This is a genomic window from Dyadobacter sediminis (assembly GCF_005860765.1).
Classification (GTDB): Bacteria; Bacteroidota; Bacteroidia; order Cytophagales; family Spirosomataceae; genus Dyadobacter; species Dyadobacter sediminis.
The window spans coordinates 207,991-229,019 of record NZ_VCEI01000029.1; the positions used below are offsets into that span (position 1 = coordinate 207,991).

16 protein-coding genes and 1 pseudogene are annotated in these 21,029 nt (G+C 44.7%); 9 read left to right on the forward strand and 8 right to left on the reverse strand.

Going from position 1 to position 21,029, the window contains the following annotated elements; genetic code table 11:
- The first annotated feature begins 185 nt into the window (after nt 1–185).
- The 4 genes and pseudogenes from FEM55_RS20360 to FEM55_RS20375 all read left to right on the forward strand — a co-directional run bounded on the left by FEM55_RS20360 (nt 186) and on the right by FEM55_RS20375 (nt 3,405).
- A pseudogene (locus FEM55_RS20360) lies at nt 186–818 on the forward strand (3-keto-disaccharide hydrolase).
- Between the two features lie 52 nt (nt 819–870).
- Nucleotides 871–1,674 (forward strand): Rossmann-like and DUF2520 domain-containing protein, encoded by an 804-nt coding sequence (locus FEM55_RS20365; RefSeq protein ID WP_138283239.1) that lies wholly within the window; start codon nt 871–873, stop codon nt 1,672–1,674.
- 63 nt (nt 1,675–1,737) lie between these two features.
- The gene (locus tag FEM55_RS20370) at nt 1,738–2,268 is read left to right on the forward strand and encodes a KdsC family phosphatase (protein WP_138283240.1); all 531 of its coding nucleotides are present in this window, start codon (nt 1,738–1,740) and stop codon (nt 2,266–2,268) included.
- A 21-nt stretch (nt 2,269–2,289) separates the two neighbouring features.
- The gene (locus FEM55_RS20375) at nt 2,290–3,405 is read left to right on the forward strand and encodes an acyltransferase family protein (RefSeq protein ID WP_229209353.1); all 1,116 of its coding nucleotides are present in this window, start codon (nt 2,290–2,292) and stop codon (nt 3,403–3,405) included.
- 2 nt (nt 3,406–3,407) lie between these two features.
- On the opposite strand, the gene FEM55_RS20380 is transcribed toward FEM55_RS20375, so the two are convergent.
- The gene (locus tag FEM55_RS20380; protein ID WP_138283242.1) at nt 3,408–4,187 is read right to left on the reverse strand and encodes a polysaccharide deacetylase family protein; all 780 of its coding nucleotides are present in this window, start codon (nt 4,185–4,187) and stop codon (nt 3,408–3,410) included.
- 105 nt (nt 4,188–4,292) lie between these two features.
- On the opposite strand from FEM55_RS20380, the gene FEM55_RS20385 reads away from it, so the two are divergent.
- Nucleotides 4,293–5,513 (forward strand): metallophosphoesterase family protein, encoded by a 1,221-nt coding sequence (locus FEM55_RS20385; protein ID WP_138283243.1) that lies wholly within the window; start codon nt 4,293–4,295, stop codon nt 5,511–5,513.
- A gap of 72 nt (nt 5,514–5,585) precedes the next feature.
- On the opposite strand, the gene FEM55_RS20390 is transcribed toward FEM55_RS20385, so the two are convergent.
- From FEM55_RS20390 to FEM55_RS20410, 5 genes are all read right to left on the reverse strand, one after another.
- Nucleotides 5,586–5,972, reverse strand: a complete 387-nt coding sequence (locus FEM55_RS20390; RefSeq protein ID WP_138283244.1) for a TraR/DksA family transcriptional regulator — start codon at nt 5,970–5,972, stop codon at nt 5,586–5,588.
- Nucleotides 5,973–6,164: 192 nt separating this feature from the next.
- Nucleotides 6,165–7,145, reverse strand: coding sequence for a pyruvate dehydrogenase complex E1 component subunit beta (locus FEM55_RS20395; protein WP_138283245.1), 981 nt, complete (start codon nt 7,143–7,145; stop codon nt 6,165–6,167).
- A gap of 206 nt (nt 7,146–7,351) precedes the next feature.
- Nucleotides 7,352–8,227 carry a transglutaminase family protein gene (locus FEM55_RS20400; RefSeq protein ID WP_138283246.1) on the reverse strand — a complete coding sequence of 292 codons (876 nt, stop codon included), beginning with the start codon at nt 8,225–8,227 and terminating at the stop codon, nt 7,352–7,354.
- Nucleotides 8,217–10,772 (reverse strand): circularly permuted type 2 ATP-grasp protein, encoded by a 2,556-nt coding sequence (locus FEM55_RS20405; RefSeq protein ID WP_138283247.1) that lies wholly within the window; start codon nt 10,770–10,772, stop codon nt 8,217–8,219. Before FEM55_RS20405 ends, FEM55_RS20400 begins: the two co-directional genes overlap by 11 nt.
- Nucleotides 10,773–10,910: 138 nt before the next feature.
- Nucleotides 10,911–14,342, reverse strand: a complete 3,432-nt coding sequence (locus FEM55_RS20410) for a transglutaminase family protein (RefSeq protein ID WP_138283248.1) — start codon at nt 14,340–14,342, stop codon at nt 10,911–10,913.
- Between the two features lie 355 nt (nt 14,343–14,697).
- Between FEM55_RS20410 and FEM55_RS20415 the strand changes: the two genes are divergently transcribed.
- The 3 genes from FEM55_RS20415 to proC all read left to right on the forward strand — a co-directional run bounded on the left by FEM55_RS20415 (nt 14,698) and on the right by proC (nt 17,625).
- Entirely contained in the window at nt 14,698–15,291 is a 594-nt protein-coding gene (locus tag FEM55_RS20415) for a hypothetical protein (protein WP_138283249.1), read from the forward strand.
- A gap of 32 nt (nt 15,292–15,323) precedes the next feature.
- Nucleotides 15,324–16,670: a hypothetical protein gene (locus FEM55_RS20420; protein WP_138283250.1), complete on the forward strand. Its 1,347-nt coding sequence runs from the start codon at nt 15,324–15,326 to the stop codon at nt 16,668–16,670.
- A 151-nt stretch (nt 16,671–16,821) separates the two neighbouring features.
- Nucleotides 16,822–17,625 carry a pyrroline-5-carboxylate reductase gene (gene proC / locus FEM55_RS20425; RefSeq protein ID WP_138283251.1) on the forward strand — a complete coding sequence of 268 codons (804 nt, stop codon included), beginning with the start codon at nt 16,822–16,824 and terminating at the stop codon, nt 17,623–17,625.
- A gap of 83 nt (nt 17,626–17,708) precedes the next feature.
- On the opposite strand, the gene FEM55_RS20430 is transcribed toward proC, so the two are convergent.
- Nucleotides 17,709–19,649, reverse strand: a complete 1,941-nt coding sequence (locus FEM55_RS20430; protein ID WP_138283252.1) for an SGNH/GDSL hydrolase family protein — start codon at nt 19,647–19,649, stop codon at nt 17,709–17,711.
- Nucleotides 19,650–19,745: 96 nt separating this feature from the next.
- Between FEM55_RS20430 and FEM55_RS20435 the strand changes: the two genes are divergently transcribed.
- Nucleotides 19,746–20,030 carry a hypothetical protein gene (locus FEM55_RS20435; RefSeq protein ID WP_138283253.1) on the forward strand — a complete coding sequence of 95 codons (285 nt, stop codon included), beginning with the start codon at nt 19,746–19,748 and terminating at the stop codon, nt 20,028–20,030.
- 57 nt (nt 20,031–20,087) lie between these two features.
- On the opposite strand, the gene FEM55_RS20440 is transcribed toward FEM55_RS20435, so the two are convergent.
- Nucleotides 20,088–21,017: an NAD(P)-dependent oxidoreductase gene (locus FEM55_RS20440; RefSeq protein ID WP_310588664.1), complete on the reverse strand. Its 930-nt coding sequence runs from the start codon at nt 21,015–21,017 to the stop codon at nt 20,088–20,090.
- Nucleotides 21,018–21,029 lie beyond the last annotated feature (12 nt).

Below are 21,029 nucleotides of genomic sequence, written 5' to 3' on the forward strand. Positions count from 1 at the left end.
CTGTCAAACCATAGTGCCGCAAATGCTTACTTTCCCGGCCAGATTACCTTTTCAAAAACCCAAATTACATGTGCAGACTTTACAGCAGTCCTGAACCAAAAACTTCCTTAACCTTTATGAAACCGTTCACTGTCATTCTTTTTCTGATGCTATGCAGCGTTCCTGCAAAATCGCAAGGCTTTGAAATGCTGTCCTTCAAACCGCTTTTCAATGGCAAAAACCTGAAAGGCTGGATTGATGTAAATACTTCCAAAGAAACCTGGAAAGTGAAAAAAGGTACGCTTGTATGTTCCGGAAAACCGATCGGTGTCATGCGTACAGAAAGGCAGTACGAGAATTTCATTCTGGAAATTGAATGGAAACACATGGAGGCAGGCGGCAATTCAGGCGTTTTTGTATGGAGCGAAGGTACGCCTTTTGAAAATGACCCGTTAACAAAAGCCATCGAAGTACAAATGCTAGAACTGGACTGGGCCAATCAGCATAATGCAACGGATGCTTATGTGCATGGCGAACTGTTCCCGACGATGGGCATGAAAGCCATTCCTGATAATCCAAGAGGAACCCGCAGCAAATCCATTGAAAAAAGATGCTAGGGCAAAGGTGAATGGAACAAATACGTCGTCGTATGCGTGGACGGAATGGTAAAATTATCCGTTAATGGAAAATTTGTAAACGGGCTGCGCGGTTCCGAACGCAAAAGAGGTTACATATGCCTTGAAGCAGAAGGCGCCGAAATCCATTTTCGCAATATCCGGATTCTCGAACTGCCGGACGGTGTAACAAGCCCGGAACAAATTGCTCCGTTGGTAAATTGATTTGCAAAATTGATTTTCTGATCTAACTTAGAGCTGTTATAAACCCTTTTACATGAAAATCTCCTTTGTTGGTTCAGGAAATGTCGCCTGGCACCTTGCTCAGGCTTTTGAAGATGCCGGTCACTGGATTTGCGAAGTTTACAGCCGTGACACCCAAAAAGCCCGTCAGCTTGCTTCATATTTGTATGACACCGACATTCAGCCGGACCTTAATTTCTCTGAAAGTGAAGCGGAACTGATCGTCATTGCCGTAAGCGACGATACCATCGAAAGCATCATTGAACGCATTGTGCTGCCCGAAGGCGTTATCCTTGTTCATACTTCCGGAACCCGTTCCCTGGCGGAATTTCAGAAACTGGTTGAGATTTACAGCGATGTATACGTTCACACCGGCGTTTTTTACCCGCTTCAAACTTTTACAAAAGAGGTGGAGATGGACTATAAAGAACTGCCTTTTTGCATTGAGTCCAAAAACGAACTTATTGAAAACAAGCTTATTCAACTGGCGCAGACAGTAAGCAACAATGTAAACCGGATGGATTCGGATGAAAGGTTCATACTGCATGTCGCGGCCGTTTTTGCAAGCAACTTCACCAATCATCTCCTGACCATTTCTCATTGCCTGCTGGAAAAAGAACAACTGAAATTCGATCTGCTTAAACCACTTATTCAGACAACATTCCGGAAAGCATTAGAATCGGACGATCCGTCACTCGGACAAACCGGCCCTGCAAAGCGTGGCGACTGGAAAACCACCGGAAGGCATCTGGAATATCTGCAGGAAACCGATGAGGACTGGACTGAAATTTACAGGCTTCTTACCGATAAAATCAGGAATTTCTATATTTCTAAATGATCCTAAGGCTGCGGTCCGGAAAAAAGTTAGGCTATCTTTGCAGAATTCATCATTTGGTTGGTCATGGATTCTACATTAACGGATCGCTTCAGGCGCATTACTACTTTTATATTTGATATCGATGGCGTCATGACGGACGGAAGCGTTATTGCGCTTGAAACCGGTGAACAGCCGCGTACTTTTAATGTCAGAGACGGCTATGGTATCAACCGTGCCGTCAGACTTGGTTACCGCGTTGCAATTATTTCTGCCCAAAATCAGGTTGGTGTTCGCAAGCGTCTCGAATATCTTGGCGTTACGGATATTTTCATAGGAACTTCTCCGGATGGAAAATTGCCGATTTTTAAAAAATACCTCGCAGAAACCGGCATTACTGAAGATGAAATTGTTTTCATGGGCGATGACCTGCCCGACTATGAAGTAATGCAGACCGGTGTTCTCAAAGCTTGTCCGGCTGATTCTGTTGATGAAATTCTTGAACTTGCCGATTACATTTCTTCGAAAAATGGCGGTCACGGCGCAGTCCGCGATCTGATCGAACAGGTGATGAAAGCGCAGGGCAGATGGATGACATGGTTTGATCAGGCAAAGTAAGCAGCAATTGAAAGCGGATTAGTGGAAAAAAAGCGTTACTTCCCAAACCTGAACGGCATACGCTGCATTGCAGCTTTTCTGGTCATTTTCCATCATCTGGAACAGGCCAAGCATGCAATGGGAATTTATAATTTGTACGAAATTGCTCTTGTTCAGCATGCCGGACGACTTGGGGTCGGGCTTTTCTTTGTGCTGAGCGGTTTCCTGATCACCTATTTGCTGCTGGAAGAAAAAGGCCGGTTTGGAAATGTGGATACAGGAAAATTTTACCTGCGCAGGGTTTTCCGGATCTGGCCAATCTATTTTCTGATCGTCTTCTTGTCCTTTTTTGTATTTCCGCACATTGATTTACTTGCTTTTCCCGGAACAGACGAAAAACTGCAAACCCACGTTACCGAACGCCTCACCCTGCTTTTCCTCGTGTTGCCCAACTTTGCTTTTGTGCTTTACGATCTTCCTTACTGGTGCGCGCAAACATGGTCAATCGGCGTGGAGGAGCAATTTTACTACTTATGGCCATGGCTGATCAAATATCCCAAAAAGCGCATTTTTATCCTGCTGCTGTTTCTGGCAATTACTGCAGGGCTTTTGTATCTGGGATTACAGCTTGTGCATGTTCCTGAACAAACGCAAAATGCCATGATCAGTACATTTCTGGGTCAGTTCAGAATACAGACCATGGCGTTGGGCGGATTTTGCGCATGGCTTGTCTACAATCGCAAAATGCGCTTTCTGGAATTTATTTTCAGAAAAGACATCCAGATTGCAGCTTATGGTATGCTTGCCGTTCTGTTCTTTTCAGGACTTCATTTTTTCGGTTTTCTGGAAGTTTACGCCTTTTTCTTTGCCTTTTTTGTGCTGAATGTTTCCTGCAATAAAAACACGATTGTGAGTCTGGAAAATCCGGTTATGAATCATCTCGGTAAAATATCGTACGGACTTTACATTTATCATGTTTTCGTCATTGTTCTAATCATCAACTTTTCAAAGCGCTATTTTCCTGATTTTACCGGAATTTATTATCAGATCGGGCTGTATATTTTAAGCTTTGCCGGATCTGTTCTGGTCGCTTCATTTTCTTATTTTTTCCTTGAAAAACCGTTGCTGGCATTTAAAGACAAACGGTTCGGACGTTGAATTCAGAATGCATTCTTGTTTACATCCGGAAGCTGTGACATCGTATAAAATTTCAGATTCCGGCGTTGGGCTTCTTTAAGGATTTTTTCTAAAAAACGTACATCAAATCCATATTCTCCGTTTTGCGGCGCCGAATGCAAAGGCGCATGCCCGAACAGCATTAAAGCCGAATTGGTCTGCTTTGCTTTTTCAATGGCTTCATTCATTTCTTCTTCCTTCAACTCGGCGTCCGTATCAATCAGAAGGGCGTCCACTTTCCGCTCATGCCCGAAAGGATAAAATATCCAGCTCATGATTCTTGGAGCCAGCGTATAAACCGGAATCCCGTATAATTTCCGCCTGGAAATGGCCACGTCCCGAAGTATCTTAAAACCATTGGCAAACAAAACAGAATCCGCTTCATCATTATGATTGCCGCCCGGATGTGCATAGGATTTCGGGTAAAAGCCGGCTTCCGATAAATAGTTCAGACCGGGAAAAAGCTCCGTTTCAGCAAACTTTTGCGGACCCAGTGATGCAATAAGTTCCGTAGACTTCCCATGAATGGTTCCGTGAAAGCCAATTTCATGACCGTCTTCCTGCAATGCTTTTAATTGACGGATTTCTTCTTCCGTCAGGCTTTTTCCACAGGTAATAAAAAAAGTAACCTTTGCATTGTATTTCCGGAACAAAGGCCGCAAATCATGCCATTCATTGATAAAATGATCATCAAAAGAAATGGCTATTCCACTGTTTTCATGATTTTCCGAACTTTCCCGGCAGGAAATCAGAAATATGCTCATGAACAAAAAACTTGTTTTCCAGAAATACAGGAACCCTGGCCTTGTCGTTGAATATTCCAATACTTAGCGGACGAAATGTTAATTTCGCTAAATTAATTACACAAAATGAAAATTCTCCATACCGCCGACTGGCATATCGGCAAAAAGCTTGACAACCATTCCCGGCTCGATGAACAAAGGCTTGTACTGGATGAAATATGCGCTATTGCAGAGCAGGAAATGGTGGATGCCGTCATTGTTGCCGGAGATCTGTTTGATAACTTCAATCCTTCTTCCGAAGCCACCGAATTACTGTACAGCACTTTGCACCGGCTTTCTGCCAATGGAAGCAGGGCTGTTGTGGCCATCGCCGGCAATCACGATTCACCCGAACGCATTCAGGTTCCGGATGCGCTGGCAAAAGTCTGCGGAATTATTTTTGTCGGCTTTCCGAATACAGAAATCCTGCCGTTTTGCACACAAGGAAAAGTGGAAATCATGCGTTCGGCAAAAGGATTTATAGAACTCAAACTGCCCAATTCCGATATTCCGCTCCGGATCATACACACGCCTTATGCAAATGAACAGCGTCTTAAAACTTTTCTGGGTACCGAAGATTCGGAAGAAGCGTTAAGAATCCATCTTCAGAATCACTGGCAGGAATTGGCTGATCAGTATTTTGATAATAAAGGCTTTAATCTGCTGACCACGCATTTGTTTGTCATGCAGAAAGGCGAACCGATGCCGGAAGAACCCGATGACGAACGCCCGATTCTTCATATCGGAGGTGCGCAGGCCATTTACACAGACAACTTCCCGAAAGAAGTTCATTATGTCGCGCTCGGACATTTGCACCGTTATCATGTCATTTCGCAAAATCCTGCTCCGGTTATTTATTCGAGCAGCCCGCTTGCTTACAGTTTTTCCGAAGCAAATCAGTCCAAATACGTCATTATAATAGAAGCAGAAGCTGGATTACTGGCCGGTTACAGACCGATTGAACTGCAGAAAGGCAAGAAGCTGCGAAGAAAAAGTTTTCAGGATATTGAAGAAGCCATTGTCTGGCTGAAAGAAAATCCGGAAGATCTGGTGGAATTAACCATTGTTTCGGATCATTATCTGGAAGCGGCGGACAAGAAGCGGCTGACAGAAGCACATTCCGGATTAATCCAGATTATTCCGCAGATCAGGAAAGAAGAACTTTCCGATTCGGCATCTCAAATTGACTTGTCGCTAAGCGTTGAAAAATTGTTTCTTGAGTATTTCAAGAATAAAAACAAAGGCCAGGAACCTTCGGAAGGTTTGATGGAAGTGTTCAGGGAAGTTCTGGGAAGCGAAGAAGATTAGGATCAGAAGACAAAAAGCCTGAAAGCTGTCCGGAATGCAGGCAACTTTCAGGCTATATTTATATTAGAAAGCTTAACTCGCTCTTTTCAGTTTTGCTTCAATGGTTTGCTGGGTATGCGGCACAATTCTCAGCCTTTCTTTCGGGATCAGTTTTCCGGTATCGATGCAAATTCCGTAGGTTCCGTTTTTAATCCTGACCAAAGCATTTTCCAGCTGAATGGAATACTTCTGAAGTCTGGCAGCTAACTGGCTCAGGTTTTCGCGCTCACTGGCATCGGCGCCGTCTTCCACAAGCTTGGCAGAACCCGCAGTAACATCTGTACCGCTGTCATTTTTTTTACTCAAACCTCCTTTGATATAATTCAGCTCGCTCATTGTCGCCTGCAATTTTCCGCGAATGAGCTCTTCAAATTCCTTCAATTCTTCTTCGGAATATCTTGTACGTTCTTCTTGCATAATCTTAATTGAATTTGTTATCAGTATGAAGGAGCGTTTTAAAATACAAAAGTACTAGTATTCTGTTTATTTCGAAATAGTATTTTATCAATATAGCTTTCTATTCTGAAAGTAACTGTAAAATTTGCTCAAACCGCTATAAAGTAACAAAGCCATAACCTTTACGGTTATGGCTTTACTTAAATATTTAGCGAACTACTTGTACAAAACCGATTTTACGGCTTCAATGACACGCTTTGTGCTTGGCAGGATTTCCTCAATCAATGTGGGCGCGTACGGAAGCGGTACATCGCGGTTTGTAACCCGGATCACCGGCGCATCCATATAGTCAAATGCATGACGCTGAATATGATAAGTGATTTCTGTGGATATCGAAGCCAGCGGCCAGGCCTCTTCCACGACTACGCAGCGGTTGGTTTTTTTCACCGATTCAATGACTGCAGCATAATCGATCGGACGAACGGTTCTGAGGTCCAGAACTTCTACATCAATGCCTTCTTTTTCCAGCTGAAGTACGGCCGGCATCACTACTCTCGGGATCATTTTACCAAATGAAACAATGGTTACATCTTTACCCGGACGTTTGATGTCGGCTTTTCCGAGCGGAATCAGATATTCTTCCTCCGGAATCATCATTTTATCGCCGTACATTACTTCCGATTCCATGAAAATAACCGGGTTATTGTCGCGGATCGAAGATTTCAGAAGCCCTTTTGCATCATACGGATTGGAAGGAACCACTACTTTCAGGCCGGGCGTATTTGCAAACCAGTTCTCGAAGTTCTGCGAGTGCTGCGCTCCAAGCTGTCCTGCATTACCCGTCGGTCCACGAAAAACGATCGGACAGCCATATTGGCCGGCCGACATGGAAAGAATTTTGGCCGCACTGTTGATAATCTGGTCAATGGCAACCAGAGAAAAGTTGAAAGTCATGAATTCAACGATCGGGCGAAGTCCGTTACCGGCTGCTCCTACTGCAATCCCGGCAAAGCCAAGCTCCGCAATAGGCGTATCGATGACACGATCAGGTCCGAATTCATCCAACATTCCCTGACTGGCTTTGTAAGCGCCGTTATATTCCGCAACCTCTTCGCCCATAAGAAATATACTTTTGTCAAGGCGCATCTCTTCCGACATGGCGTCGCGAATGGCATCTCTGAATGCTAATTCTTTCATCCGTAATTTTATAATTATTTAATTCTAGAAGAAACCATCACAAAATTCTCATATCCGAAAGGATATAAACCTGTGCGGTTCATTAAAACAGGTTTGTATGCTTATTTCAAAAATGATCTGGTAAAATTAGAGAAACAAGGCCAATTCTCAAATCTTTACGGTAAGCATTCCGATAAAATGGAATTAAATACGCAACTTATTATCTGCTATAAAGGAATTACATCCACTTCCACCGAAAGCGTGTGTTTGCCATAACTGAAAATAATGCCTTTCAGCGGCGGAACGTCGTTGTAATCACGGCCCCAGGCTGTGACAATATGCCTCTCTCCGGGCACCACATTATTGGTCGGATCAAAATCGCACCAGCCGTAATCCGGAATGTAAACCGAAATCCATGCATGCGAAGCGTCTGATCCCTGCATTTTCTGCTTTCCGGGCGGCGGCAGCGTTTCCAGATAACCGCTTACATACCGTGCTGCAAACCCGAAACTCCGGATGCATGCAATGGCCAGATGCGAAAAATCCTGACAAACGCCTTTTCTGGCGGCAAGCACATCTTTGATCGGCGTATGGATCGTGGTAAAATCAGAAACAAATTTGAATTCGGTATAGATTTTCCTGCATAAATGCTGCACGCATTCATAAAGCGGCTTGTCGTCCAGAAAACATTCCTGTGCAAAATCCATTATTTCCTGATCCCATTTCACAAACGGGCTTGGAAGAATATATTCCAGAAAAGCGATTTTCAGCGACCGCTCGTTCAGCATGCGGTTTCTGGCTTCTCGGCAGGTCACTACGGAAGGAATGAACAAAGATCCGGTCATTTCGCTCTGTCTTTCTACCATTCCGGTCGTGAGCACAGTCAGTTTTTTATGCGGGGAATGCAGCGAAAAATAATGCGTTTTGTTGCCGTAAAAATCGGTTCTTTCAAAAATCTGACTAGGTTCCGGCGTTACTTCTATCCTGAATTCCGTGCATAGCTGATCCGGCAAAGTTCTGGGCGTAAGGCATAGCAAGCTGTGGTAATTGCTTACCGGCTCGGCATACCTGTATTCTGTTTTATGGATCAGCTTATATTTCATCCTTATTGTAATCCACAGGTTCGAAAAAAGAATGATGCATGATGGTATGGCTGAAATACATGTTGGTCAGGTTAACGGAAACGGAGCTGATCAGCCTGGATACTTCTGACAACAGTTCAAAAAGCTCCGACCTGTCTGATTTTCCATTGCTTTTGCTGAGAGCGGGAATGTCTGCAAGCTTGATTAAAGTTGAAGCTTGCAATACGTATTTCTGTGCGTCGTTCAGCCGTTCTCCGCGTGTAGTGGACGGCAGTCGGCCAAGATTGCTTTTCAGTTCGTCCAGCATATACACCAGTGAAAACGGCAATGTTTTTTCCAGCAGAATCATATCCAGCATGGCTTCCACGCTCAGATGTGATTTGTATATCTGACGGTAACTGACCAGCAGATGATGATTGATCAGCGTTGCTTCAATCAGCTCGTTCTCAACTCCCGACGAATTTTTTACACCAAAGTTGGATTGTATCACACTGATTCTTGATAAAATCCGCTCGATCAGTTTTCCGGTTTCAAGCAGTAAAAAACTGTTATCCCTCGGCATGCTTTCAGCAATGATGCCCAAGAAGGTGAACATGTTATTGAACAATCCGTCCAGCGTTTTCTGAATGTTGTTGCTGTTCATATGACCGGCATTCCTGATTTCCTGAAAACCGTTATCAATCAGATCCACAATGCGCCATGTTTCCATGTTCCATTGATTTCGTACGGCGCTTACGGCATTCAGAAACGAACTGATGCTGGATGCAATGCTTCCCGGACGGTTTGTATTTGAAACAAGGTCAATAATTTCCTTATATGGGTCAGACATCCGTTCTTCCTCTTCCAGAAAACCCGGATAAGTTGCAGAAAGATGCGTTAAGGACTGAAGGAGAATTTTGATATGTTCCTGTTTTGCCGAGCCGCCAAAGTTCCGGTCCAGGTTAAGCACATTGATCGTAATGTTCATAAATTTAATCACAGCCATTGTCCGCTCGCAGTAACGGCCAATCCAGAACAGATTCTCAGCACTCTGACTGGGCAGGGAAATATGCTTGTTAACCGAAGCGGGTGCTGTATAGACTATTTTCTCAGGCACTTCACCGGTTTTATCCGAAACGATCCAGGTATCTTTTGACAAACCGCCGTACTGATTGGAAATCACAAACCGGTCTTTTACCGGCGAACTTCTTGTAAGCCCTCCCTGCATGACATGGTATTCATTGCCATTTGCAACCAGAAAAGCCCGCAATGCGGCATAGCGCGGTACAATGTTCCCGTCAATCAAAGACGGGGTTGTGGAAAGGCTTATTTCCTGCTGCGCAATGAATTCATGCGGTTTCTGCGAGATCATTCTTTTAAGCTCGTCCTTTTCGGAAGCAGACAGCAGGCGCCCGTAAATAGACCTGAATTTTGTTTTCCGATTTGCTTTCTTGATAATCAGTTCGTCCATGTGTGACAGTACATAATTCAGCTCTTTCACATGTCCGCACCACCACGTAGCAACAGAAGGCATAATCAGTTTTTCCCCCAGAAAATACGTGCAGATATTTCCCATAAAAGCATGAAACGCATGATTTTCCAGCACGCTCGAACCGGGCGCGTTCAGTACCTGTACGTTTCCCATTCGAATAGCTTGTAGCAAGCCCGGAACGCCGAGGCGGGAGTCTTCGCGCAGTTCCAGCGGATCACACCAGTCGTCATCAATCCGGCGTATAATGACGTCTACTTTCTGCAAGCCTTCAATGGATTTGAGCCACACGCTTCCGTTGCGCACAAGCAGATCGTCGCCTTGCGCCAGTGTATAGCCAAGGTAAGAAGCCAGATAGGCATGCTCAAAATACGCTTCATTGTTCGGACCCGGCGTCATGTAAACGATATTGGGCGCTTCCTTGCTTTTGTCCGAAAGTTTCAGAACGGTATTCTGCAGACTGTTAAAGTAAGGCGACAGTTTGCTTACATACATGCCATCCGCAAGTTCGGGCAGCAGCTTGCTCATCACAATCCTGTTTTCCAGCGTATAACCGGAACCCGACGGAGCCTGCGTACGGTTATCGACAAGCCACATTTGTCCGTCCGGGCCGCGCGCCATGTCAGCGGCAAATAAGGTCAGCTGTTTATCGGAAGAAAGTTTTATGTCTGTGCACGGCCTGAAAAATCCGGCGTTGTCAAAAACAAGCTCGGCCGGAATGATGCCGTCTTTAATCAGGTTTCTTGGTCCGTAAAGATCTTTTAATATCAAATCCAGCAGCACTGCCCTTTGCTGAAGACCTTTTGCGATTCCGTTCCATTCTTTTTGTTCAATTAAAAAAGGGATCGGGTCCAGCTGCCACGGACGGTTCAGGCCGTCGGGTGTTCCGTACACGTTATAGGTAACACCGTTTTCCCGCAGCTTGTTTACGATTTCCTTGTTCCTGTTTTGAAGTTCGTCAATTCCCAGTTTTTCCATCGTGGAAAAAAGTGCTTTCCAGTAAGGTTTTATTCTTCCATTCAAATCCAGAACTTCGTCATAAGAACTAAGTCCGCTTTGATAAGACTGCAGCAGGTTTACGGAAGCTTCGGCAAGCATAATTAATTAACGGTTGTGCGTTCTGAAAGAAGAGAAAATATTGTCAGGAATGCACGTATGCGATAATTATACCACTGCATGACATTCCGGACAACATTCCTGAAAATACTTTATTTAACCTGGATTCCAGCTGTTTTACTATTCTTTTGATTTCCAGAATTTACGCAAATCCAGCGTGTTCGGATATTCCGGATTGATCAGTTCTATCGGCGTGTCGCTTCGCATTTCTTTTTTTGTTTCGGCTACAAAGCGGGAAACACTTCCGGTCGATTTTTCCAGAATCGGAACTTCCTGCTTGGCAGAAGGCGTATGCCCGAAACCCTGAAACAAACTTATTTTTCGCGATTCTGCTTCAAAACTGTTTACGGGATACGTGTCAAAACTGCGTCCGCCGGGATGTGAAACAAAGTAAGTGCATCCGCCCAGAATACGGTTGTTCCAGGTATCCACAATATCAAAAACCAGCGGAGCATCCGCTCCGATCGTTGGGTGCAATGCAGATGGGGGGTTCCATGCCTTATAACGAATTCCGGAAACATACTCGCCTTTTATGCCTGAGCTGCGAAGCGGAACGCGGCAGCCGTTACACACCAGAATATGCCTTCCTTCTACAAAACCGCTTATTTTTACCTGCAGTCTTTCCAGGGAAGAATCTACAAAACGGGCTGTGCCCGAGTTGGAAAGTTCTTCACCCAGTACATGCCAGGGTTCAATTCCAAGCCGCAGATCAAGCTGGATATTATCGACTTTAATACCGCCGTAATGTGGAAACCGAAATTCGAAGAACGGATCAAACCATGAAATATCGAAGTTGTAGCCTGCTGATTTCAGGTCATTTACGACATCCACCATATCCAGATAAGCAAAATGCGGAAGCAGGAACCTGTCGTGCAGCTCTGTTCCCCAGCGGATCAGCTTGTGCTTGTAAGGTTCTTTCCAGAATTTGGCGATCAATGCGCGTACAAGCAGCGTCTGAACAAGGTTCATATGCTTGTGCGGCGGCATATCAAAAGCCCGGAATTCGAGTATTCCCAGTCTTCCGGTCGAAGAATCGGGCGAATACAGCTTGTCCATGCAAAATTCGGAACGGTGCGTATTTCCGGTAATATCAACAAGTAAGTTCCGGAATATCCTGTCCACCATCCAGAATGGCACTTCTTTGTCTTCGGGGATTTGTTCAAAAGCAATTTCAACTTCATACAACCTTTCGTCGCGGCCTTCATCAATACGCGGTGCCTGGCTTGTAGGGCCAATAAACGGCCCGGCAAACAAGTAGCTCAGTGCCGGATGATGCTGCCAGTAAGTGAGCAGGCTTCTCAGTAAATCAGGACGGCGGAGAATCGGGCTGTCGGAAGGTTTTGCACCGCCGATGGTTACGTGGTTTCCGCCGCCGGTTCCGGTATGGCGGCCGTCGACCATGAACTTGTCGGTTCCCAGCCTTGAAAAAAATGCCTCTTCATAAAGCGCACTGATGTTATCAACAAGTTCCTGCCAGTTTTTGGCCGGATGGATATTCACTTCAATCACGCCCGGATCGGGTGTAACAATCAGTTTTTGCACGCGGTAATCGGACGGAGCCGGATAACCCTCAATCCGGACCGGCATTTGCAATTTCTCTGCTGTAGCTTCAATGGACGCCATCAGATCCAGATAATGTTCCAGATAATCCGTTGGCGGCAGGTAAATGTAAATAATACCGTCACGCTCTTCTACGCAAAGTGCCGTTTTGATAACCGGAACCTGAAATAGCAGCGGATCTCCCGTTTGTTTTTCTTTTTTACTCTTTTGGTCGTCTTCTTCCTCTTCTTCCGGCAATGCATTTACAGGAAGTTCATAAGCCGGCGAAACCGTTCCGTATCTTGCTTCTGCAACCGGCTTGTAATCCGTCAAGGCTGGCAAGTCTTCAAAAAGGCTGCGTTCAACGGGTTGCTCGCGATTTTCTCTGGCTACTTCGGGAAGTGATTTTAGCGGCAGCCGGAAACCGATGGCGGAATTTCCCGGAATCAGAAAGCAATGATTCCGCTTGAACTGCCACGCAGAACTTGACCAGTGTTTTCCTTCTTCGTTCCATTTGACGGGCAGCACAAACCCGGCCGGATTGTTCAGTCCTTTTTCCAGCAGTTTTGCAAGCGTCCTTCTTTCAATGGAATCTTTGAGATTTACTTTCAGCGGATCTACATTCACAGGCAGCTTGCCTTCTTCCATGGCCCAGTAAATCGGGTCTTCGTAGGCCGGCGTAATGTTGTTGGTATCAATCCCCAGATATTTTGTCAGTTCTGTCGTAAAAAGTTCTGCTTCGCGAAAAGTATATTTTGTCTGGTTTTCCTTGGCTACAAGGTCATCGTTGCGCCACATGGGAACGCCGTCATTTCTCCAGTATAAAGCATATTGCCAGCGCGGGAACGGCTCGCCCGGATACCATTTTCCCTGTCCGAAATGCAGCAATCCGCCATGTGCAAAACGCTTTTTAAGCCTCAGTGACAAGTCGTACGCCAGTTGTCTTTTCAAAGGCCCGTCCGCTGCTGTGTTCCATTCCGGCGATTCAAAATCATCAATGGAAATAAAAGTCGGTTCGCCGCCCATGGTCAGCCGCACGTCGCCTTCCTGCAAATCTTTTTCCACGGCATTTCCGACTTCCATAACAGCCGTCCACTGTTCTTCGGTATACGGTTTTGTAACGCGCGGATCTTCATGAATGCGGAAAACCCGGTTATCAAACTCGAATGTAACCTGACAAATATCCGTAGCGCCCGAAACCGGCGCAGCACTCGCATAATCGGGTGTGCAGCACAACGGAATATGGCCTTCGCTTGCAAAAAGGCCGGAAGTCGGATCAAGCCCGATCCAGCCTGCGCCGGGCACATAGGCTTCCGTCCACGCATGAAGGTCTGTAAAATCGGCTTCCGGTCCGGACGGACCGTCCAGTGACTTGATATCCGACGTAAGCTGGACAAGATACCCGGAAACAAAGCGGGAAGCAATGCCCAGATGCCTGAGTATCTGTACAAGCAGCCATGCCGAATCCCGGCAGGAACCGCTTTGGATGTCCAGTGTTTCCTCGCAGGTCTGCACTCCGGCCTCCATTCTGATATTGTAATGAATAGCCTTGTAAAGTTCCTGATTCAGATGAACAAGGAAATCTACAATCTTGATGTCACGGTTTACTTTGGTTTTTTCAACCCATTGCATCAGTTTCGGCCCCGATTCACGCGGTTCCAGATACGGGCCGAGTTCCTTCTTCAAAGTAGCTTCGTAATCAAACGGATATTTTTCGGCATATTCTTCTACAAAAAAATCGAATGGGTTAATCACCTGCATTTTGGCAATCACTTCCACTTCAATGCTCAGTTCTGTTGTCTTTTCCGGAAAAACAACTCTTGCCTGATAATTTCCGAAAGGGTCCTGCTGCCAGTTTATAAAATGATTTTCAGGCTGGATTTTCAGCGAATAGCCTTCAATGGCCGTTCGGGAATGAGGCGCGGGGCGAAGCCGGAAAATATGCGGTGAAAGTGAAACACTCCGGTCAAACTGGTATTTTGTTTTATGTGAAATTGCAACTTTTATAGCCATAATTGGAGTAAAACGATAGTCTTGAATGATTTGAGAACCTGAAAAATGCCAGATCCGGAAAAATCGTATTATACTAAATTTTTGAAAATGTAGCCTTATAATATATTTAAATTTTGCCTAATGTAGTTTTTGTACAATTAAATTTCCTTCAAATACATTTTCGTAAAATTCTCATTTATATTGGAAATAAGCTTGGATACAATATTATAATTAAATAAACATGTAATGCACTTTGTATTTTTTTATTCATTTTAACCAATTGGTAACTGACTTCAGCCGGTAATTCATTGATTATCTGTTAATCAAAAATCTTCTGTTTTGTTTGTCGCAAAAGAGCGGTGTAATCAATGACAAAATGAGATCTGAGCCACACTATAAAAAGGATAACCCGGATAGAAAGATAAACGTGCTTGTCGAAGATGAACTTTCTGTGAACCCAAAAACAGACAGAAATCCATCTCACTATGCCGTTCAGGGCCTGCTTACATTGGCAGCACTGGCTTTATTCCTTCTGGTTCAGAATTTTCTGGGAAAAGCAGTGTTTGAAAAAGTGAAGTTTTACAAAGAAGAGTTTAATGCAAGAAGAAAAGCCATTGACACCGATTTGCTGATGGGCGAAAGATTCGGTCTGGATTATTTGTTGCCCAAGTATCTCACTGAAATCATGAAGCCCCAACCTGTCGTACTGCTTACTTCGCCGGCCGCTTATACCAAAAAATACATCAAGAATTCATCCTCTTTTTCACTTACCAATCCGGTTTACATGTTCTATATGAATGATGCAATCCGGACCGTTTCGATGGACAGCAAAGATTATAAAAAGGCAAATTGTACTATATTGATTGACGCAGAAGGCAATTGTTATCCGCTTAAAATCACGAACAACGAAGATCTGGCATTTGCAAGAAACCTCTTTCTCGAAGATGTTCCGTATACGCCAAAGAAATAAGCGGTCATTTTCTGTCAATTTTTCCCATTCCGATGCTGTTTATCTGTATTCTGTTACTGCAATTTCTTGCCGGCTTTGGAATTGTTGACCGGTTTCCTGTCCTGACGCGATTGGCCCAGAAAATTTCCTTGTCCATTCTGACCGGCTTCTTTCTGTCAACGCTGGCCGTTTATGTGCTGGAAATTCTGCATTTTCCGATTTCAACTTTTTCAGTACTGACCGCAAATGTCTTGCTTGCAGCTTCCGTTAATTATCATCCTGCAAAACTGATCAGAAGCCTTAAACTGCTTGTTATCAAGGAAAATGTTTCCATTCAGATTTATGAAATCATTTTCCTGACTGCCATTGCATATCTTCTGTTTTTCAGCTTCTGGCGAACATACAGCATTCCGGTTACGCCTTACGACTCCATCGTCGGCATTGATCTGGTTGCCCGGCGGGCACTTAAAGAAAGTCATATTGTTTCCTCCCTGTTTTTTCGCGAGGATTTCCGGCCTTATCTGTCAACACAGCCGTATTACGCGCCGTTCACCATGCTGATGCAGATCATTTACCGTTCTGTCGGTTTACCGTTCGGACAAGTCTGGCTTGGGCTGCTTACAGTTTGCTTTTTTGTGTTTGCTTATAGCAAAATGTGTGAAAAAGTACATCCAATTATTGCAGGTTTCTGCATACTTCTTCTGTTATGCGCGCCTGAATTATATGCTTACACCTTTCTGCTGCAAACCGATTTTTCCAATGCCGTTTTCTTTGCCATCGGAATGATCTTTACGGTTAACTTTTTAAGATCAAGAAATCTGCAGCATTTCACGCTTGCGGCCATCTTTATGTCGGCGGCATGCTGGACACGTACGGAAACCATTATCATCGTAGCTGCCATTGCATTAATCCTGGCTATTTTGCTGTATTCGGAATTGAAGTTCAGAGCGATCCAACTTGCTTGCATTTATCTGGCTGCATCTGCGGCATCTACTTTTTTATGGAATGTCATTTTTTTTAAATTCTACTTTCCCGTCACACCGCAGGTCAAGGAACAGATAATCTGGAAAGGACTATACTCTTACGAGAAAACCAGCACAATTTTTCATGGCATGAACTTCTTTCTTTTCAGCATGGATTACTGGGGATTTACATTGTACCTTTTCATTCTGCTCTGGCTGATCAATTTCTTCATTTCCCGCAATGGAAAAGCATGGGCGAATCTTGGCTGGCCATTGCTTATTTACATTTGCTTTTTTGTTATGCTGCATCATTTCAGTCTGATGAATATTGAATACACATTCCGGAGAGGCGTCATGAAATTTCTGCTTGTCATGTGCCTGCTTACTTCCGAATTTCCCATTTTGAACAAGCGTTTCGCGTTTTCGCAAAAATCCTGACGTTTGTTGGCGAAAGAAACAATATATCAGAACAGTCGTGTCAGCAGCTTTCCGGCGATTTCCGAGCAAATTATATTAAACCGCCTTTCCGCTAATATTTGTCTAAAAGTTGCGTAATTCGCTTAAACCTGAAATACCAATCTTATCTGAAATGAAAATTGCAATCATCGGATGCGGCAATATGGGCATGGCCTTTGCCCGCGCTTTCCTGAAATTTGATCTTGTAAAGAAAGAAGACTTCCTGCTTGTCGAGAAAAGTGAAGATCGCATGGAAAGCCTGAACAGCTTTCAGCCCGGCGTAATTACCGGCATTATCGGCCCGCAGATCAGCAGTTACGACCTGATTATCCTTTCTGTAAAACCGCAGGACTTCACATCTGTTTCACAGGCTTTGCGCGAAGTTGTCAGGCCAAATCAGGTTGTACTTTCCATTATGGCCGGTGTTACGATCCAGATCATACAAAACGCACTGAACCATAAAGCCGTGATCCGCGCCATGCCCAATACGCCGGCCATGCTGGGAATGGGCATTACCGCTTACTCCGCTTCTCCGGAAGTAGATATCAATCAGTTACGAAAAATTGAAAACCTGATCAATGCGACGGGCCGTTCGGTATTTCTGGAAGATGAGGAACAACTGAATGCCGTTACGGCGCTGAGCGGTAGCGGGCCTGCTTATTTCTTCTATGTAGTAAAAGCGATGATCGAAGCCGGGAAACAGATGGGTTTTGAAGAATCTGTTGCTGCTTTACTTGTAAAACAAACCATGCTGGGCTCATTCCATCTGATAAATACTGCCGACAAATCGCTTGATGAACTTATAAAAGCAGTAGCTTCCAAAGGCGGAACGACCGAAGCGGCCCTGAAACAATTTGAAACCGGAAAGCTGGACGAAACCTTGAAACAGGGAATCATTGCGGCACAAATCCGTTCTTCAGAATTATCCAAAGGCTAGCCTACCAAATCTTCATCAACAAACATACAGGCTTTTCTTACGCTTATCCGATTGTCATGCCGGAAGCCAAGGCAGTTTACAATTCATTCATTGACCAGAAAATGTACGATCCGGCATGCGGCACCGGTGCTTTTTTCATTTTTGTCGCTGGAAATGGTCAGTTGCAAAGTATGCCGCCCGGAGGAAAGTTCGTCGTTCAGCATCAGATACCACGGCAGATGCAGCTGCGTGCTCCATTCCGTGAACAAGTCCAGCGTTCGCGGATTCTTGCCATCAATCGTATAAGTAATTTTTCCCGCATCCGGACCTGAAATAATGGCAATGCCAATTCCCCGGCCTTTAAAATCGAGCGTTAATGCTGCATTTGCTTTTTCACCGACGAGCATGGGAACATTTACAAATCCTTCTCTTGTAGAAACGTTATCTTCGGGCTTCCATGCCGGAATCAGCGTAAATCCTTGCAGGTTTCCGGCTTCATTGATGGAACGATACCCTGCCTTTTCATACGAGAATTTATCCAGCGGAGCGGGCAGCTTTGTGTCACTGGACGCGGCAGACGGTTCTGTTTTCAGCAGTTCTTTTATCGTCTGGAAATATACTTCCTGCCCGTATGGAGAAGGATGAAGATCTTTAAAATCGTATTCCCATGAAAATTCTCCGGCTTTTACCCGGTCGTAAACTTCACGCGCCAGATTCATGTAAGCAGCTCCGTAATACTTTGCCAACTTCTGATGCACGCCAACTTCAACAGGCTCTTTGCCGGCGTTATAATCAGCGCTTTTATCCGGATCTGCAAAGGCCATCATAACAACATTTGCCTTTGGATTTGCAGCATACATCTGGCGAAGAATGCCTTCCAATCCACGAACCTGCGCCTTTTCACGGAATCCGTTTGCGCGGTCATTTACAGCAGCTTCCACAAAAAGCAAATCAGGAATTCCTTTTGCCAAAACATCTTTTCCAAAACGGAATGCATGCGGCGTGCTGCCCAGCGAAGGAATCCCGGCAGCGATGAAAGTGAATCTGGTATCAGGAAAATGTTCCTGCAGATATTGCGACGTCTTGTTGCGCCAGCCGGGATTATGCGTAATGGAACCGCCCAGAAATGCAACGGTACCTTTTTTCAGCGTTCTGAATTTTTCAAATGCATTGCCCAAACCTTTGTTAGCTTCGATATAGGGCAAATGCGGCAAAGGTTTTTGTACGGGAACGCTGTTCTGTTCAATAAAACGGGCAAAAAATTCCGGATGCTCAATCGGAAAATGATGGCCTTCCAAGGTCTGTTGGCCGCGTGTCATCGGGTATACACTTACCGGTCCGCCGAGTTTCATGTAGTTTGCAACGAGCAAATCACTGTTTTCAGCCGCGGGTACATATTTGTCATGGAGGCCAATAACGTGCAAAACGGGCACTTTGAATGCAGCCAGTCCTGCCAGATCATTGAGCGGAATGTCACTGAGTTTTACAGCTTCTTCTTCCGACAATCCGTAGATTTTCAGAAATGCAGCCCAGTCTTTTTCCGAACCCAGCCCTTTTCCTTTTCCGCCGGGCCAGCTTTTCGGATCACAAACCGGCGCCTCGGCATAAATGCAGCTTACTTTATCGGGATTTCTTTTTGCCCAGCCATACACATACAATCCGCCGCGGCTCACGCCTTCCAGTGCCGGTTTGGGTGAAAACTGTTTTTCTTTGACAAGGTAATCGTAAAAAGAATCCCAGACCTGCATGGCCGAAGGATACGCAAAAAGATCGTTGGTATTTACGTATGCGATATAAAAACCTCTGGAAAGCAGTATGCTGTCCATTTCGGTATGCCAGTCGGGAAAGTGCGCTCGCCATACCCAGGGATTGCCTTCAATAGCTTTTTGAGGTTTCACAAACCACGCTTTTCTGTTTTCAAAAGTGAACTCCACTTTGTCAAACCCTTTCCATTTCACAATATTTTCCGAAGGCTGTGCGAGTACCGGATTTCCTGCAATCAACAGCATTACGGCATAAAACCAGATTTTGCAATTCGTTTTCATACAACGTCAAAGCAATATTATGGAAGGATTTACCGACAGATCATTTGGCACTGGTACGATAATTGAACTGGTAATTTCAAATTTCAAACAGAATATATGAACAATATAGAAAAGTATAAAAGCATGGAGAAGATTCTCCGTGAAATTGAAGACCTGAAAAACAGCGAGACTGCGGTCATTAAGAAAATCGGGCAGATTGAGACAGAAAACATGAACCTGAATGTTGAAAATCTTGATAAATCGTTGACTGACATTTATGACGGCGTATATCAGAATCTTCAGCATGTAGAAGATCTTCATACCTCATTTACAGAAACTGTTGCTGACTTCAAGGCAAAAAACAAAATTACTGATGAGATGTTGCTTGAAATAAGAGAGTAGTTCCATTCAGTGTTTTAATGAACAAAAAAGCTGCTAAAAAGCAGCTTTTTTGTTTTGCTATAATCCGGCATCATCGGAAGCGCCCATGGCAAGTGCTCCCCAGTCTAGGTTTTCACGGCCTTTTGCCAATGCGGATACAAACCGGTTACGAAGCAGGTCGGCAATGGGCATGGAAACATGCACGCTTGCCGCTGTCTGTAAAGTAAGGTTAATGTCTTTGAGTCCGAGCGGCAGTTTAAAAGCAGCAGGTTCATACGTATGCTGCGCTACTATTTTGCCGTAGTTCTGAAAAATAGGTGCTGCAAACAAAGTCTGCGTAAGCATTTCGTAAATACTCTGACGCGGAATACCGTTTTTTTCGGCCATCGTAAATGCCTCAGCCATCATTTCCATACTTGCCGCGATCATAAAATTTCCCGCAAGCTTGATCACGTTGGCTGCGCCCGGATCTTCGCCAAAATCAAAAACGCCTTTAACAAGTGTCTGTACAACAGGCTTTACTTTCTCTTTTGCGTCTGCATTTCCCGAAATGCAAATGTTGCCGACACCGGATTTCACAGCTTCGGGTCTTGCAAAAATGGGTGCTGCCACGTACGCAACATCATATTCCTGATGATTCCTGCTCAGCTTTCTTGACGTTTCCGGCGAAATGGTACTCATGGAAATATGGATTCCGCCTTTGCCCAGTTTTTCAAGAAGCTCGTTTGTGAAAGTTTCTTCTACGGCCGCATCATTGGACAATACAGAAATTACAAAAGCGCCGGGCGTAACTGCTTCCGCCGGAGTTTGGGCCACTTTGGCGCCCAGCTTGGCAAGTTCTTCGGTTTTGGAAATTGTTCTGTTCCATACGGTCAGTTCGTAGCCGGAGTGGATCAGGCGTTCAGCAATGGGAGTCCCCAAGTTTCCCAGACCCAGAAACGCAATTTTTTCGGACATCATATTGGAATAAAGTAAGTGGAAGTTTGAAGTATAAATATCTGTCTGGATTTTCCTAAAAAA